This is a genomic window from Empedobacter brevis NBRC 14943 = ATCC 43319 (genome assembly GCF_000382425.1).
Lineage (GTDB): Bacteria > Bacteroidota > Bacteroidia > Flavobacteriales > Weeksellaceae > Empedobacter > Empedobacter brevis.
Genome location: NZ_KB908297.1, coordinates 105,303 through 121,660 on the forward strand (window position 1 = coordinate 105,303; position 16,358 = coordinate 121,660).

Genomic DNA, 16,358 nt, shown 5'->3' on the forward strand with positions numbered 1-16,358 from the left:
CTATCCTATTTTTTGAATTTTAATTACTTTACCATACGTTAATCCAGTTGGTGCACTAATTACAGCAGAAGTTGAATGGTTTTCTCCGTTTGATTTAAAAACTGTACATCTTATTAATGAATTTGCAGGTAAATCTATTACAGTTGGTGCTATATTATTACTTCTATTGTTAAGCCCGGTTCCATAGCCCCAAACACCATAAGTCTTAAGTTTTTGTGTCCAAGTTGATCCATTATCAGTAGAAACTTCTAACTTTAATTCTAAATTAGTATTTGAATTAATTGGTATTGATGGATTATAATTGATAAATCCTGAAATTTCATATAATCCTGCGTTATTGATTTTAAATGAATTATCATTTACTAAATCAATATTATTCCCTGTGTTCAACATAATTGATGAAGAAGAAAATTTAAGGACAATAGGCGCTATATTAATATTATTACCAGTAGTTGTAGTTGTATTTTGAGGTGTTGTGATACCATTTGCTGATTCTGCAATAAAAAATACTTGCGGAAGAAGTTCTCTCTTCACCTCTTCAATATCGGATAAACTCGCCCACTTAGTTCCATTCCAAAAGTAATACATATTTGCAAATACTTTATTTGTTCCGATTCCACTATCCAATAAATTATAGACAAGTAGTCCTGTTGCCGGATTTTCAACTGTTACTTTATCTCTGTTATTCAGTAACTGTAACCTTGGAAGTAAAAAACCTCTTTTCGGAGTTATTGTAGAAACATCTATATCTAAAACGGAAGATGTATTTGGCGTAGATGTCCCTATACCAAATTGAGCCATTAACAAATTGAACCCAAAGAGTAAAAGGGTTATAAAGGTATATTTTTTCATAGGTTGGTTTTATTGTATATTATAATCTAATAACTGTATTTTTAAGCCTTTTGAAGTAGGTATGTTATTTGCCAAATCATTTCCAATATAACAATCACCTCCTCCGCAATGATCATTATTTGCAGTAGAATTAAATGGATTAGCAATTACCAACCTCACGACGTCTCCTTTATTTAGTTTTAATGGTGTTGGTAATAAAATAGCTGTCTTTAAAGTACTCGCTGCATCAACTCCCCAATTAGTACGTGTGCCAATTGAATTTATCCAGTTAATTCCTCCATCTTTTGATACCTGAATTTTGAGATTCAGAAAGGCCCTCTTATTATGTGATCCTGAAACTATGTTAGCCATAGGATTATAATTTACAAAAGCCGATAATTCGTATATTCCTGATACATTCACCATAAATGTAGACTGAGTACTATTAAATTGAATAATATCTTTAATATTCAACAAAGGTGACATAAACTTAACTACATTATCTCTAGGCGTACCAGAAGGTATATTAATATCATTGCGAGTAAAAGACTGCCTATCTATACCTTCAATATAGAACATTCTGGGTTTTACAGCTTCTTCTACAGTTGATTTATATATTAACCTATCCCAATTCTTTCCATCCCAATAATAATAATTGTTCGCAGACACTTCATATGGATATTCTCCTGCATCAGATGTATTAAAAATTAGTAACCCCGGTGTTGGATCAATAATAGTCGCAATATCTCTATTACTCAATAGTGCAACTCTGGGAGGTAAAAACCCTCTTTCATTAATAGATGATGAATTAATGGATTTTGAGTTCAATTCTAATAATGCTGTTTTATCAGGAGCAAATGTATCAATTCCTATTTGTGCATAAATAGAACTTACTGAAAACAAAATTAAGGTGAGTGAGATTTGTAAGATTAGATTGTTTTTTAACATATTTAATTTTCCTTTTTAAATTCATACAAATGTAATATTTTATAAGTATTTAATAATCAATATGTTTATTATTTTATAATCCAACATTATTAAATAATATAATATAGGTAAACATAAATAATTAACAACCAGAAATATAAATGAGTAATTATATTCTATAAAAATAGTAGAAAGATTGTAGTTTTTTCTCTCTCTAAATTAGATCAAAATGTTAAATTCAGATAATTCAATATTAAAAATTCACTGAAACATTGATCCATTCCGGGTCAAAATCAGCCTTATATTTTTTGTAAAAATTAATAGCAGGTTCGTTCCAATCTAAAACTTGCCAAACCATTCCGTGGTATTTTTTTTCTTTCCCAAAAGCTATTAATTCATCTAATAATAATTTCCCTATTCCTGAACCACGCATTTTTTCGGTTACAATTAAATCTTCCAAATACAATCGACGTCCTTTCCATGTTGAATAGCGATCATAATACAACGCAATTCCTTCTATATTTCCATCTACTTCTGCAACTAATGAACCCCAAACTGGTTTTTCTCCAAAACCACATTCTTCCATTTCTTCTAAAGTTACCGTTACCTCATCAGGTGCTTTTTCATATAAAGCCAGTTCTTGTATTAATTCTAAAATTCGAGGACAATCTTCTCTTCTTGCCGCTCGTATGCTTATGTTTTCCATGGTATGTCTGATTTATAATTTTCTATTTTTCTCTTGATTAAAATACGACAATAATTTCAGTATAATACTTATTGTATGATGGTAACGTTCATTAAAAACTAAATCGTCATTCCTATTTCTATTCCTTTTATTCGACGATACAATTCAGTCGCATAATTATCCGTCATTCCCGAAACATAATCCAAAATTCCCATTACTTTTTGGTACTCTGTTCCTTTTTCGTATAAGAACTGAGCCGGAACCAATCGCAGGGCTTTTTTTTCAAATGTCTTACGCTCTTTCTCATTTTTCAAAATTGGTGGTATGAACTGTGAAAGTAATTCAGACATGACATTATAACCGGCATTTTCAATTTCAAGAACAGAACGGTGATTGTAAATATTCTCAATCGAGAAACGTTGAATCTCGTCCAAAACTTTCTTTGTGACTTGTTCCGTTTCATTTTTTATCACATCCAACAAGGCTGTCTTAAATTCTCCTTTTGCAATTTGATCAAAATTAGTTTGGTAAACCTCTACTGATTTTAATGTTAAAAGATTTATAGATTTTGCTCTTAAATAAGCGATCCGATCATTTTTATCAGAAATTGATTTTAATGTATTTTTAGTTTTATCAATTTGGGAAGGATCTAATGACTCGACTAAATTCAAAAACAATTTTCGGCATTTGTCATGGTCAATAATTCCTAAACGTTGTGAATCTTCCACATCAATTATCGAGTAACAAATGTCATCGGCTGCTTCTACGAGCCAAACAAAAGGATGTCGTTTGTAGATAATTGGTGCATCCTGTTCCAAAATCATATTGGTTTTTTCTGCTATTGTGCGAAACGCTTCTTTTTGCGCTTGAAAGAAACCAAACTTTTTCCGATGCAATTGGCTTTTATCTTTTGCGACCGATTCACATGGATATTTTGCTATTGCTGCCAAAGTGGAATAGGTCAAACGTAAGCCTCCTTCCGACTTCCCGTTCTGTTGTTGTGTTAAAATTCTGATCGCATTTGCATTTCCTTCAAAATTGATTAAATCAGCCCATTCTGCTTCGGTAAAATAATCCTTCAATTCCATTTCATGCCGATCAAAATAAGAAGCGATTGCATCCTCTCCTGAATGTCCAAAAGCGGGGTTTCCAATATCATGACACAAACAAGCTGCTGAAATCACATCGTGAATACTATAGTTGTAAAATTCGTACGATTCGTTTGTCAATTGATAATTTTCAGTAATAAACTTTCCAACCAAATTTCCCATCGAACGTCCCACCGAAGAAACTTCTAATGAATGTGTCAATCGATTGTGAACAAACACGCTTCCGGGTAAAGGAAAAACCTGTGTTTTATTTTGTAATCGACGAAAGGCAGACGAAAAAATAATACGGTCATAATCGCGCTGATATTCTGATCGTGCATCCGCTGTATCGTTTGTATTGCTGCGTTGATTGGTATAAATATGATTTAGAAGTTCCATAAACTGATTTAGAAAACGAATTTAACGAATAATGTTCAGTCCTAAAAAAATCCGAACGGTTTCGTTCGGATTAATTCTACTATCTTGAATTGATTTACCAACTTCCGGAAGCACCGCCTCCGCCGAAGCTACCACCGCCGAAGCCGCCAAAGCCGCCTCCACCGCCAGAAGATCCGCCCCAAGAGCTTCCTCCTGAACCAAAAACAGAACTTCCTGTATTCATAATGATAATATCGTCTAGCAAACTTCTACGTCTGCCACCATTTCCTCCATTGTTTCCACCTCTACCTTTCGAAATAATAATGAAGATAAAAATGAAAAATCCTATTGCAAAAATCAATGCGACCCAATCCATTTCAGGTTCATTGGATTTTGGTTTATCTTGTTTGTACTTTCCTGCAAAAGCTTGAAAAATAGAATTGACTCCGGCATTTATTCCTCCGGCATAATCCCCTTGTTTGAAATACGGAATAATGACATTGTCAATAATAGATTTGTTGACACTTGGTGGTAAATAAATTTGAGCCGAATACCCTGTTCTGATTGTAATCTTGCGATCCTTTTCGCTCAAAACGATTACCACTCCATTGTCTTTACCTTTCGTTCCTACGCCCCATTTTTCTCCAATATCGTTTGCAAATGTTTCTAACGGATATCCATCTAACGATTCAACTGTTAACACCAAAATTTGTGTTGAAGTAGAATCGTCGTAAGCGACCAGCTTTCGTTCCAACTCATCCAATTGCATCGCATCAAAAACATGTGCATAATCCTGCACTAACTTTTGAGGAGGATGTTCCATCTTAACCAATTCACCTGGTGTCTGTCCAAAAACCGTTAAAATAGAAAGAAATAAAGTTAGAAAAAAGTATTTAACTGTAGCTGATTTCATCTGGTAATTCGTTTGTATCATCCTCTTGATAAGGAAAATATTTTTTAAGTTCTTTGCCTGTTTTTTTTATTCCTTCACAAAGTCCTTTTGCATAATGTTCTTTTTTGAAATGCTTGATGACCTCTTCTTTTATGTCATCCCAAAAATCATCTGGTGTCACTTGATCAATTCCCTTATCACCAATAATTGTAAAGTTATGATCGGTTGGTGAAACATGAAACAATACTCCATTTCTATCTTTTGTTCTGTGCATTTCCAATTGCTCGAATACTTCTAAAGCTTTATCAAAATGATTGGGAGAAGATTCGAACTCAATATGAACTCGAATTTCTCCGCTTGTATTTTTCTCTGCTTTTTGAATGGCTTCGATTATTTTTTTTTCATCTTTTGAAGAAAGAAATTTATGTTTCTTTTTTCCCATAATGATGATAATTTATTATTTAGAAAAATCTACAGTAGGAGCATTTTCAGTTCCAGCTGCTGCCTCGAAATATCCTTTCTGTGTAAACCCTGCAATTCCAGCCATCATATTCGTTGGAAATGTTTTGATTTTAGTATTATATACTTTTGCTGCCTCGTTGTATTTTTTTCTTTCAAATAAAACTTCTTGTTCCATACTTTCAATAGAAGCCTGTAAGTTTGTAAAACCGGTCACAGCTTTTAATTCTGGGTATTTTTCTACAGATACCAATAAACGGCTTAATGTTGAGCCTAATTGATCTTGAGCTGCTTGAAATTTAGCAATATTTTCTTGTGTTAATTGGCTTGGATCATCGATTTTAATTTGATTGGAAGTTGCTTTTGCTCGTGCATCTATAACTGCAGTTAATGTTTCTTTTTCGTAGTTGGCAGCTCCTTTTACAGTTCCAACCAACTGATTTACTAAATCCGAACGCTTTTGGTATGTATTTTCTACATTCGACCATTGAGCACTAACATTTTCTTGCATAGGTACTAATCCATTATAAACAGACATTAACCATAATCCGACAATTACAATGACAGCCAAAAAACCACCACCGATAAGACATCCTTTGTTTTTCATAGTATTTTTCAATTTATTAATACGTAAAAATAGTATTTTTTCGATTTACTTTAACAAAAATAAAGCCGAGCTTATAATAACCCGGCTAAATCGTATTTTAGATAAACGATCAGTTCAACAATGTTTTTGCCCAACTCTCTTCTATTGGCAACAACCAATTTTGTTTAAACTCATTCAATGATGAAATTCCATTATTGAAAACTTTTACATTTTTGATTGTACCTTCTTTCACTTTCTGTTTGAAAGATGGCAATTTTTCAATCACAACTTCTTTTTCGTTTTCATATGAAACCAACATTCTATTCAACAAATCGAATGCATAATCTGCATCAATTTCGCGAACAATTTTCGTTAATTTATCGATAGAACAACCACTTGCAGTTGCTTGATTTTCGTCTACCCCAACTACAATAAACTGATCGTAAGGCAAATCGAAGTCAGCCAAAAGTTCAGCTCCATGTGCATTCCAGTCCGCAATAAAATTATTTAGTTTTGCTGTAATAGCTTGTTTTTCTTCTACTGAGAATTTACGATTGGCTTGAAAAATCCAAATTCTTGAATCGTCTGCTAAATTCATTTTCTCTCTATTTAAAAATTTGTTTTTCAAAGTTACGAAATAATTAATTAGAGAATTTTAAATTTAATTCCTTCTCTTTTTATCTTGAAAATGATTTTTCTTCCTAACCCATCTGAAAATAAAAAAACCATCTCACTTGAGATGGTTTTGGTCTTATTTTATAAAAAACAATTATAAATCTTTCGCTTCCATAATCAATTCGGCCAAATCTTTTACCAGTACCGAAGATTCTTTTTCGAAATGCTTTACACCGTCAGTCATCATTGTGTTACAAAAAGGACAACCTGTTGCAATGATATGAGGCTCTTTTTCCAAAGCCTCTTCTGTTCGTTCAACATTAATATCTTTGTTTCCTTTTTCCGGTTCTTTGAACATTTGAGCTCCTCCTGCACCACAGCATAATCCACGAGTTTTGCAACGTTTCATTTCAACCAATTCGGCATCTAATTTTTCGATTAATTCTCGTGGTGCTTCATAAACATCGTTACCACGTCCCAAATAACAAGGATCATGAAAAGTGATACGTCTTCCTTTGAATGTTTCTGAACCTTCTAATTTTAATTTACCTTCGTTAATTAATTGTTGTAAATACTGAGAATGATGTAAAACTTCATATTCACCTCCTAAACTTGGGTATTCATTTTTCAGTGTATTGAAACAATGTGGGCACGTCGTCACTATCTTTTTCACTTCGTAAGCATTCAAAACTTCAATGTTCATCATGGCTTGCATTTGGAAAACAAATTCGTTTCCGGCACGTTTTGCAGGATCTCCGGTACAAGATTCTTCTGTTCCTAAAACGGCGAATTCAACTCCTATATTATTTAAAATTTTAACGAATGCTCGTGTTATTTTTTTGGCTCTGTCATCAAAACTTCCGGCACACCCAACCCAAAACAAAACTTCTGGTTGTTTGCCTTCGGCCATATATTGAGCCATTGTTTTAACTGTAATATTTGACATATTTTTGTAGTCTTTGTGTTATAATAATGGATTTGGTCTAATGTTTTCCATCATCAAAAACCTGAATCGAAACATTTTTTTCAACCAAATCTGTAAATTTACCATTGTATCGTGTTGCTTTTACTAAATGATTGTCCACCCAATGATAATTTCCTCCACGAGGTTTTCCCATTAAGAGCCCATGGTATTTGAACCCATGTTTTTTCAACCAAATTTCTGTATACTCACGATGTTCTTCTGTTCTTGATGTAAAAAATGTGATGATGTGCCCCTCATCGTACCATTTGTTTAGTGTTTCTAAAGCATCTGGATAAACAGCTGCCGTTAACATACGTTCTGGTTCTTCGTTTGGGATATCATCGCAAATTGTTCCATCAATATCTATCAAATAATTTTTGACATTTTCTGGTAAAATAGGACTTACTCTTTCTCCGTTTTCAATTTTCTCCTCTAAGAAATTTTCCATGTGTGTTGTGTTTGTGTTATGTATAAATTAATAGTTCTTCGAGAATGAGTAATTGCTATTAGACTATTTTAATCGTTCGCCCAGTTCAATCTATCTGCATTGTTAAATTGCCACGGAGCTCCATTGTTTTCAACATTGGTCATCATCATATTTAATTCTTGTGGCGCTGCAGATTGTTCCATTACTAAATAGCGACGCAAATCAACAATAATTGATAACGGATCTATATTTATCGGACAGGCTTGCGTACATGCATTACAAGATGTACACGCCCATAGTTCTTCCGGAGTGATGTAATCATTCACAAGCATTTTTCCATCCTCCACAAATTTTCCATTTGCATCGATGTTTTTGCTCACATCTTCTAAGCGATCACGTGTATCCATCATAATTTTTCGAGGAGATAATTTTTTTCCTGTCAAATTTGCCGGACATTCAGATGTACAACGACCACACTCAGTACAAGTATACGCATTCAGTAATTGTACACGGTTTAAATCAAAAATATCTTTAGCTCCAAATGTTTCCGGCTCTCCCTGTGGTTCAGCAGGTGCTGCATAAGGATCTGCATTTGGATCCATCATCATTTTCACCTCATCTGTCACAGATTGTAAATTATTAAACTCTCCTTTTGGCTCCAATTTAGAAAACCATGTATTAGGAAAAGCCAAGATAATGTGTAAATGTTTTGAATAATATAAATAATTTAAGAAAAAGAAAATTCCAATGATGTGGAACCACCAAGCAGCTCTTTCAATAATTGTAATAAATGTAATGTCATTGAAATGGCTAATGAGTGGTGCTGTTAACCAAGATGAAATCGGAAAAGAACCCGTTTCGATATAATGAGGTGCTCCCATTTTTTGCAAAACCTGATCCGCTCCGTTCATTGTAAATAAAGCCAGCATAAATGCCACTTCCATATACAAAATATAATTTGCATCATCTTTCGGCCAGCCTTTCATTTCAGGTTTCCAAAAACGCTGAATTTTCACTATATTTCTTCTTATCAAAAATATGATACAAGAAACCATTACTAAAAATGCTAAAATTTCGAAAAATGCGATCATTCCGTTATAGAATCCTCCCAAGAAACTTAATACACGGTGTGTTCCGAATATCCCGTCTATTATAATTTCCAGCACTTCAACATTAATTAATAAAAATCCTACATAAACAAAAATATGTAGTATTCCGGCAACAGGACGAACAGTCATTTTACCTTGTCCTAAAGCCACTCTAGCCATCGTTTTCCACCTTTCAGCAGGATGATCAAAACGATCGATTTCTTTTCCTAATTTGATATTACGTATCAGTTTTTTAACATTCTGTGCAAAAAACCAAATACTTCCCATCATAATTAGGAGAAAGATCACATTTGGAATGTACTTCATCATTTTTAACTTGTCTTTTTTGTGAGTTTTGAGTATTTATTTTTATTCTAATCTTATGGTTGTACTGTTTGTTTTTTACCAAAAACAGAAATGTTTACATAACGACTTGGATTCTTCTTTAAGTCTGTTACTAATTCATTCATATTTTTGATCGTTGCTTCCAATTCATTTGCAAGTGTTTCATCTTTTGCTAATTTACCTAAAGAACCTTTACCATTGTTCATGTCTTCCAACAAGGTATTTAGGTTTTTAGATGCATTTTCAAAATTCTTAATCACTTGATCCAACTCTAGCGCGTTTAATTTATCTGCTGTTTTACCAAATTTATCTACCGTAGCTTTTGCTGAAGCCATTGTAGCACTTGCATTTGTAAGCGTTGTGTTCAATGTCTTTTCGTTTGTCGCAATTAGACGGTTTGCACTATTTGATGTTTCTGTTAATGATTTTGCCGTTTTATCAAACGAATCAATGGTATGATTTAAGTTTCTCAACATCGCTTTAATATCTTGTTGAGTACTTGGATCTAACACATTGTTTACACTTCCTAATGTTTGATTAAAACTTAATAATACGCTGTCTAACTTTGCTTGAGTTGGTGATAATTGTTTGGTAAAACCATCTAACATTCCTCCAGCGATACGTCCTTGAAGATAATCTCCGTCTTTTGCTATATCTGGTCCGTAATCCAGTACTAAACGAACTTCAGGCCCGGACATAAGTCCCGGTTCATAAATTTCGGCAATTGTTTTCTTCGAAAATTCGATGTTTTTTTCTACAGAAATTACGACTTCGAAATAAATTGGTTTGGCTGTATCAATAATTTTGATTTCTTTCACCTGTCCTACCCTCAGCCCATTTACAGAAACAGGTTTAGAAGGTGCCAGTCCATTTACATTTTCATATTTCACTGTAAATAAACGTCCTGATGAAAAGATATTTTGTCCTTTTAAGAAATTGAACAACATAAAGAAACCTATTAAGGTTAAAACTGCTACAATTCCTATTTTGAATTCTTTAGATAATTTCACTTGATATGATTTTATGCAAAAATAAAATTTAATTTGTAAAGAAACATTTTATATTACGTTTACATTGGTGATTCCCCATTAAATGTAACAATAAAAGCGTTTCTAAAACCTTTGTCCTGAACTTGTTTTAATGTTTTCTGAGCCGCTTCCATCGTTTTATCGGCTCCAAAATAATATTTTTGAAGTCCTCCTTCTTTTACTCTTAATACATTTGTAAGTCCATTAAATTTGTCGTCTTTGTCTTTATATTTTTTATTAGAGGTCATGAATTGAACACGGTAATTTTTTCCTCCTTCTAATTTTTTATTCGTTTCAAATTCTACAATTTTTGCTCCTGAGAAACCTTTACGTTTTACAGTACTTAAAAGATCATCAGCACGAGATTGTAAATCTGTCTCTCCATAATAGTACACATAATTATCTCCTTCCTGAATCACATCTAAATCTGTTAAACCTCTTAATTGCGGTGATGTTGCAGAAAATTTCATTTTAGATTCCATCACTTTTATCTTAAGTTTTTTACCTTCTAGTGCTTTTTCAACTTTTTTAACAGGCTTTGGTTTTTCATCTTCCTCCTCTATTCCACTTCTACGATCAAATTCTTTTTTGAATTGTTTGAATGCCTCGTATACTGTTTGAGTCGTCTTGTCTTTTCCTTCATTAGAAGCCAAAAATGTACCTTCATCATAATTCGAAATAAATCCTAATTCAATTAAAACAGAAGGTGAGGCATTTCCTCTTAAAACGTGAAAATTTGCTTGTTTTACCCCTCTACTTTTTCTAAAATCACGGTTCACAAATCCTTTTTCAACCAAATCTGCAAAACGAATCGATTGTTCTTTATAAGCCGCATTCATAATTTCAAAAGCAATAACAGCTTCAGGATCATTTGGATTAAATTTCTCGTACCTTTCCTGGTCTTTTTCTAAAAACACCACCGAGTTCTCTCTTTTGGAAACCTCGTCCGTTTCATTTGACCTCTTCAAGCCCATGACAAAAGTTTCTGTACCTGTTGCTGCTGAATTTGTTGCTGAATTACAATGAATGGACACAAACAAATTAGCATGATTATCATTCGAAATTCTTGTACGTTCCCATAATTCTAAAAAAACATCACTATCACGTGTTAAAACAACTTTAACATCCTTATGATTTTTTTTGATTAAATCCGCTAGTCTTTTTGAAACATCTAATGTTATATTCTTTTCTAAATCAGCGACTCCCCTTGCTCCTGCATCATGTCCTCCATGCCCTGCATCTATAACAATAACAAAATTTTGTTTTTTTTGTGCGAATGAAAATGTAGAAAATACCATCATCATCACAAAAAATAAATACTTTTGTATGTTAATCATTTTTAAACTCATACTCTAGGTTTGTTTTTTTGATTAATTTTGACGCAATTTATAAAAAATAAGTTTTTCAATTTGTTTACAAAGGCAATTAAATCGATTTTATTTTTTAGTCCGGTAATGGTTTGTACCGTTTCTTTTGGACAAGTTAAGCAAAATAATAACGATAAAGATCACTCTAAAGTTGTTTCTGATTCTGTAAAGTTAGATACAATTATACCTGTAAAAGAGAAATTAGAGTTTGTGGTAGAACACAGTTCTGAAGACGAAATTCATAACCGTAAAAAACGTATGACGTATCTTTTACGTAAGGCACATGTCGTTTATGGTGATATGACTATTGATGCAGATTATATTGAGCTAAACTGGGATACGGGCGACGTATATGCAGAAGGTAAACGTGATTCTGTAGGAAACATCATTGAGAAAACGAAATTTACGCAAGGACAGCAAGAAATTTTACAAGATGCTTTCAAAGTCAACTTTAAAACAAAAGTCGGAATTGCTTATAATATTCGAATGATGCAAGAAGATGGGATTATTATAGCTGATAAAGCAAAACGCGTCAACGATTCGGTTATGTTATTAAAGCGCGCTGATTTTACAACTGATACTTATTTTAAAGAAGGTAAAGACACTCGTCCGGATTATTTTCTTCGTGCCAAAGAAGGAAAAATGATTGATAAAAATGGAAAAAAAACATTGATTACCGGGCCTATCAATATGTGGATTTACGATGTTCCGACACCATTAGCCTTACCGTTCGGATATATTCCGGCGATGGGTGCAAAACGTGCAGCAGGTATTTTAATGCCTCGCCCCGGAGAACGTACAAACCTTGGTTTCTTTATTGAAGATTTAGGATTTTATGTTCCGTTTGGAGATAATTTCGATTTAAAACTTTCCGGGGATGTTTATACAAAAGGTAGTTGGGCGGCAAGAGCAGAATCTACTTATAAAAAAATCTACAAATACAACGGACGACTTTCTGCAAATGTTGAAAATCGACTAACAGGTATAAAAGGTATTACTACAGGAACAAACGCTTTTTCTAAGCAAAATTTGTTTGGGGTTATGTGGTCACATAGCCAAGATCCTAAAGCAAACCCCTATTGGCTATTTAACGCAAATGTTAATTTTTCGAGTTCAAAATATTACCGTGAGTCGGTACGAAATCAATACATCAATACCGGACAAGTATTTACAAACAACGTTAACTCATCCATCAATTTAACGAAAAATTTTGAGAATGCTCCTTTAACAGCTCAGTTAAGTATGTCACATTCTCAAAACTACAATACAGGAAATATCAACATTGCTTTTCCAAGATTCAATCTGAATATGTCTAGGATTTTTCCTTTTGCTAAGAAGAACATGCCAAAAGAAGGTCTTTTACAAAACCTTGGTTTAACCTACAGTATGCAAGCAGGAAATGAAGTAAATACAAATGATGCAGATATATTCACAGATAAAATGTGGAAAGATCAAATGCGAATGGGAGCGAATCACAAGATTGGATTACAAACCGGTATCACACTTGCAAACTATTTCCCCTTAACTCTTTCTTCTGATTACAATGAAGTATGGGGTGATAACCGTTTGATTAAACGTTACAATTCCGTGAACGGAAAAGTAGAAGACACAACTTTAAAAGGATTTAATTCCTATCGAACATTCAATTTTAATGCTTCGGTTTCCACAAATATTTACGGAACTTATATTAACCCGAATAAAAATGCACCCATTTTAGGGGTGCAACATGTCATTACACCTTCTATTGGATACAGCTATACACCTGATTTTCAAAGTGAATCCTGGGGATATTATAAATCATACAAAGATAAAAGCCAAGAAGACATATGGTATAACCAATATCAAAACATGCTATATGGCGTTGGGATTCCAGGTTTAACAAATTCTTTGAATTTTGGTATCTCCAACAACTTAGAGATGAAAGTAAGAGACACAAACGATCCAAAAGGATTCAAAAAGGTCAAGATTTTTGAATATTTAAGATTTAGTTCTGCTTACAATTTTTCTGCAGAAGAATTTAAACTTTCACCTATTAGTATCAATGGTATGACATCATTGTTTGACCGTAAAGTAAATGTACAGTTTTCATCCACTGTTAATCCTTATAAAATCAGACGATATATCAACGCTTCCGGTAGTGAAATTTCTGAATATATTGACGAAATAGGTTTAGGGAATTTACGAATTTCAAATATGACTTTAGGTACCGGCTATACGTTTGACAACAGTACATTTGGTGGAAAACGTTTTGATGCAAAGAACTATAAAAAAAGAGGAACGGTTCGTGATGAAAATTTCTATTACGACAATGACAATTATGCACAGTTTTCTATTCCCTGGAGTTTAACAGCAAATGTTAGTTACAACTACAGCAAAGGAACTGAACGCAAAGGAAACAGTACCGGTTCAGTTGCATTAAACGGAAAAATTTCCCCGACTCCATACTGGGCAATATCTGCAAACGCGACTTATGATTTCATTACAAGCGAAATTACATATGTTCGTTTCGGATTTGAGCGAGATTTACGTAGTTTTACGTTATCGTTTAACTGGACTCCAATGGGTACTTATAAAAGTTATGATTTCTTTATTGGAATCAAAGCTTCAATCCTACAAGATTTAAAATACAACGACAGATCAAGACTTAATTACTAAAAATATTTAAACATGAAAAAACAAATCATCCATACGGACAAAGCTCCGCAAGCTATCGGACCATATTCACAAGGGGTTAAATACAATGGTTTCATTTACACTTCCGGGCAAATTCCATTCAATGTAGAGAAAAATGAATTGGTAACAACAGGAATTCAAGACGAGGTTCATCAAGTTATGAAAAATGTCATTGCGATTCTTGAAGAAGGAGGTACAACAATAGATAATGTTGTAAAAACAACAATTTTTGTAAAGGATTTGAATGATTTCACTGCCGTAAATGAAGTGTATGCATCTTACTTTAATGATTCTAATTACCCGGCACGTGAATGTGTAGAAGTTGCACGTCTTCCTCGCGATGTAAATGTCGAAATATCTGTAATCGCTATTGCAGACTAATAAAAAAATATGTTTAAAGACAAGACTGTATTAAGAAACACAATTGCTGTAATTGTAGGATTAATTATCATCTATGCAATTATTCAATTTGGACTTATATACAATGCGAGCAGGTTAGAATGGGATGATAAAGTTTTTCCGGAATGGAGACATGTCATCAAATACTTTTCGCATGGAGAAGGAAAAAAATTTGAGGTACAATTTTTTGGATCAATGCTGGCAATTAGCGGAATAGCGGCTTTGGTTGGCGGAGTTATCACTGCATTACTTGTAAAAAGAGCAAAACAAGCCTACACGATGTTTGTCGGTTTTATTGTTCTGATTGTTGCATTGGGAGATGTTCTTATCACTCCATATCATCCAACTTGGTACGAGGTTGCTATTTGTCCGGTTTTATTTTTTTCTTCATGGATTGGAGGATTAATTGTAGATTTGATTTATAAAAAGTTTTTCAGAAAACATAAACCCTCTAGCCAATCTTATTAAAATTAAATTATGTCTGAAAGAGATAGAAAAATAAGAGTAGCCATTTCTATTGGCGATTATAACGGAGTTGGAATAGAAGTTATTCTGAAAACTCTTCAAGAAAAGGATATTACCGATTTTTTTACACCTGTAATTTTTGGTTCTACAAAACTTTTATCTTTCCAAAAAGATCGTTTAAAATTTGACCGAATCAATTTTCAAGGAATTCAAGCTCCTAATCAAATTGTAGATGGAAAAATAAATGTTGTCAATCTTTGGAAAGATCAAATTGACGTACATTTCGGTAAAGTAACCAAAGAAGCCGGAGAACATGCTTATCAATCTTTAAAAGCAGCAGCACAATCAGTAGCAGATGGTTTTACAGATGTTTTAGTTACAGCACCTATCAATAAAGATAATATTCAGTCTGAAGAATTTCACTTCCCTGGTCATACCGAATATTTAGGTGAAGTTTGGGGAGGAAAACCTTTAATGTTCTTAGTTTCAGAAAAATTAAGAGTCGGATTGGTTACGCAGCATATTCCTATAAAGGATGTTGCCAAAAACATCAGCAACAAATCTGTTTACGCTAAGATTCAGCAAATCCACAAAAGTTTAATTGAAGATTACGCCATCGAAAAACCAAAGATTGCTGTTCTCGGTCTTAATCCTCATGCTGGCGACAATGGATTGTTAGGTTCTGAAGAAAAAGAAATTATTCAACCTGTTATTGAACGTTGTATCAATGAAAATCAGTTAGTCTTTGGACCTTATTCGGCTGATAGTTTTTTCAGTCCTTCTAATCTGGATGTTTTTGATGCTGTATTGGCCATGTACCATGACCAAGGTTTAGTCGCTTTCAAAACGATTAGTTTCGATGAAGGAGTAAATTATACTGCCGGATTAAAATTTGTTCGCACTTCCCCTGATCATGGAACTGCTTATGATATTGCCGGAAAAGGTATCGCAAATGAGGAATCATTTAAAGAAGCTATTTTTTCGGCGATAGAAATTCATAAAAATAGAAACGAATATCAAGAGCTGACAAAAAATGTTCTTCAACACATTCCTCTAAAACTAGAGAAAGGAGATAATAAAGAATAAAAAATTAAAATAAGTTGTAAAGAGCTATTAATTTTAAATAAATTAGATTATCTTT

Annotated in this window: 17 protein-coding genes; 4 read left to right on the top strand and 13 right to left on the bottom strand. The window is 33.3% G+C overall.

Annotated elements, in window-relative coordinates; genetic code table 11:
• The 13 genes from H277_RS0111820 to H277_RS0111880 form a co-directional block, all read right to left on the bottom strand.
• On the bottom strand, positions 1–852 hold the full coding sequence (locus H277_RS0111820; RefSeq protein ID WP_146810433.1) for a hypothetical protein: 852 nt from the start codon (positions 850–852) through the stop codon (positions 1–3).
• A 9-nt stretch (positions 853–861) separates the two neighbouring features.
• Positions 862–1,734, bottom strand: a complete 873-nt coding sequence (locus H277_RS0111825; RefSeq protein WP_146810435.1) for a hypothetical protein — start codon at positions 1,732–1,734, stop codon at positions 862–864.
• Positions 1,735–2,011: 277 nt separating this feature from the next.
• The gene (locus H277_RS0111830) at positions 2,012–2,464 is read right to left on the bottom strand and encodes a GNAT family N-acetyltransferase (protein ID WP_019975808.1); all 453 of its coding nucleotides are present in this window, start codon (positions 2,462–2,464) and stop codon (positions 2,012–2,014) included.
• A gap of 98 nt (positions 2,465–2,562) precedes the next feature.
• A complete protein-coding gene (gene dgt / locus H277_RS0111835; protein WP_019975809.1) occupies positions 2,563–3,930 on the bottom strand; it encodes a dGTP triphosphohydrolase in 1,368 nt (455 codons plus the stop codon).
• A gap of 94 nt (positions 3,931–4,024) precedes the next feature.
• Positions 4,025–4,822, bottom strand: coding sequence for a TPM domain-containing protein (locus H277_RS0111840; protein WP_019975810.1), 798 nt, complete (start codon positions 4,820–4,822; stop codon positions 4,025–4,027).
• Positions 4,803–5,243 (bottom strand): TPM domain-containing protein, encoded by a 441-nt coding sequence (locus H277_RS0111845; protein WP_019975811.1) that lies wholly within the window; start codon positions 5,241–5,243, stop codon positions 4,803–4,805. Before H277_RS0111845 ends, H277_RS0111840 begins: the two co-directional genes overlap by 20 nt.
• A 15-nt stretch (positions 5,244–5,258) precedes the next feature.
• Positions 5,259–5,867 carry a LemA family protein gene (locus H277_RS0111850; RefSeq protein ID WP_019975812.1) on the bottom strand — a complete coding sequence of 203 codons (609 nt, stop codon included), beginning with the start codon at positions 5,865–5,867 and terminating at the stop codon, positions 5,259–5,261.
• A 109-nt stretch (positions 5,868–5,976) separates the two neighbouring features.
• Complete coding sequence (locus H277_RS0111855) at positions 5,977–6,444, bottom strand: hypothetical protein (RefSeq protein WP_019975813.1); 468 nt, start codon at positions 6,442–6,444, stop codon at positions 5,977–5,979.
• A 171-nt stretch (positions 6,445–6,615) separates the two neighbouring features.
• On the bottom strand, positions 6,616–7,407 hold the full coding sequence (locus H277_RS0111860; protein WP_019975814.1) for a (Fe-S)-binding protein: 792 nt from the start codon (positions 7,405–7,407) through the stop codon (positions 6,616–6,618).
• Positions 7,408–7,444: 37 nt separating this feature from the next.
• Entirely contained in the window at positions 7,445–7,873 is a 429-nt protein-coding gene (locus H277_RS0111865; protein ID WP_019975815.1) for an LNS2 domain-containing protein, read from the bottom strand.
• Positions 7,874–7,941: 68 nt separating this feature from the next.
• On the bottom strand, positions 7,942–9,267 hold the full coding sequence (locus tag H277_RS0111870; protein WP_026357564.1) for a 4Fe-4S dicluster domain-containing protein: 1,326 nt from the start codon (positions 9,265–9,267) through the stop codon (positions 7,942–7,944).
• Positions 9,268–9,320: 53 nt separating this feature from the next.
• Positions 9,321–10,295 (bottom strand): MlaD family protein, encoded by a 975-nt coding sequence (locus tag H277_RS0111875; RefSeq protein WP_019975817.1) that lies wholly within the window; start codon positions 10,293–10,295, stop codon positions 9,321–9,323.
• A gap of 59 nt (positions 10,296–10,354) precedes the next feature.
• Entirely contained in the window at positions 10,355–11,650 is a 1,296-nt protein-coding gene (locus tag H277_RS0111880; RefSeq protein WP_244874892.1) for an N-acetylmuramoyl-L-alanine amidase family protein, read from the bottom strand.
• A 72-nt stretch (positions 11,651–11,722) separates the two neighbouring features.
• Between H277_RS0111880 and H277_RS0111885 the strand changes: the two genes are divergently transcribed.
• The 4 genes from H277_RS0111885 to pdxA are packed head-to-tail and all read left to right on the top strand — an operon-like array spanning position 11,723 to position 16,303.
• Complete coding sequence (locus tag H277_RS0111885) at positions 11,723–14,335, top strand: putative LPS assembly protein LptD (protein ID WP_019975819.1); 2,613 nt, start codon at positions 11,723–11,725, stop codon at positions 14,333–14,335.
• 12 nt (positions 14,336–14,347) lie between these two features.
• Positions 14,348–14,734: a RidA family protein gene (locus tag H277_RS0111890; protein ID WP_019975820.1), complete on the top strand. Its 387-nt coding sequence runs from the start codon at positions 14,348–14,350 to the stop codon at positions 14,732–14,734.
• A gap of 9 nt (positions 14,735–14,743) precedes the next feature.
• Entirely contained in the window at positions 14,744–15,220 is a 477-nt protein-coding gene (locus H277_RS0111895) for a hypothetical protein (protein ID WP_019975821.1), read from the top strand.
• 9 nt (positions 15,221–15,229) lie between these two features.
• Complete coding sequence (gene pdxA, locus H277_RS0111900) at positions 15,230–16,303, top strand: 4-hydroxythreonine-4-phosphate dehydrogenase PdxA (protein ID WP_019975822.1); 1,074 nt, start codon at positions 15,230–15,232, stop codon at positions 16,301–16,303.
• Positions 16,304–16,358: the final 55 nt, after the last annotated feature.

Coding starts and splice junctions, on each gene's coding strand:
- H277_RS0111820 (WP_146810433.1), bottom strand. CDS start 852: ATGAAAAAATATACCTTTATAACCCTTTTACTCTTTGGGTTCAATTTG.
- H277_RS0111830 (WP_019975808.1), bottom strand. CDS start 2,464: ATGGAAAACATAAGCATACGAGCGGCAAGAAGAGAAGATTGTCCTCGA.
- dgt (WP_019975809.1), bottom strand. CDS start 3,930: ATGGAACTTCTAAATCATATTTATACCAATCAACGCAGCAATACAAAC.
- H277_RS0111840 (WP_019975810.1), bottom strand. CDS start 4,822: ATGAAATCAGCTACAGTTAAATACTTTTTTCTAACTTTATTTCTTTCT.
- H277_RS0111845 (WP_019975811.1), bottom strand. CDS start 5,243: ATGGGAAAAAAGAAACATAAATTTCTTTCTTCAAAAGATGAAAAAAAA.
- H277_RS0111850 (WP_019975812.1), bottom strand. CDS start 5,867: ATGAAAAACAAAGGATGTCTTATCGGTGGTGGTTTTTTGGCTGTCATT.
- H277_RS0111855 (WP_019975813.1), bottom strand. CDS start 6,444: ATGAATTTAGCAGACGATTCAAGAATTTGGATTTTTCAAGCCAATCGT.
- H277_RS0111860 (WP_019975814.1), bottom strand. CDS start 7,407: ATGTCAAATATTACAGTTAAAACAATGGCTCAATATATGGCCGAAGGC.
- H277_RS0111865 (WP_019975815.1), bottom strand. CDS start 7,873: ATGGAAAATTTCTTAGAGGAGAAAATTGAAAACGGAGAAAGAGTAAGT.
- H277_RS0111870 (WP_026357564.1), bottom strand. CDS start 9,267: ATGAAGTACATTCCAAATGTGATCTTTCTCCTAATTATGATGGGAAGT.
- H277_RS0111880 (WP_244874892.1), bottom strand. CDS start 11,650: ATGATTAACATACAAAAGTATTTATTTTTTGTGATGATGATGGTATTT.
- H277_RS0111890 (WP_019975820.1), top strand. CDS start 14,348: ATGAAAAAACAAATCATCCATACGGACAAAGCTCCGCAAGCTATCGGA.
- H277_RS0111895 (WP_019975821.1), top strand. CDS start 14,744: ATGTTTAAAGACAAGACTGTATTAAGAAACACAATTGCTGTAATTGTA.
- pdxA (WP_019975822.1), top strand. CDS start 15,230: ATGTCTGAAAGAGATAGAAAAATAAGAGTAGCCATTTCTATTGGCGAT.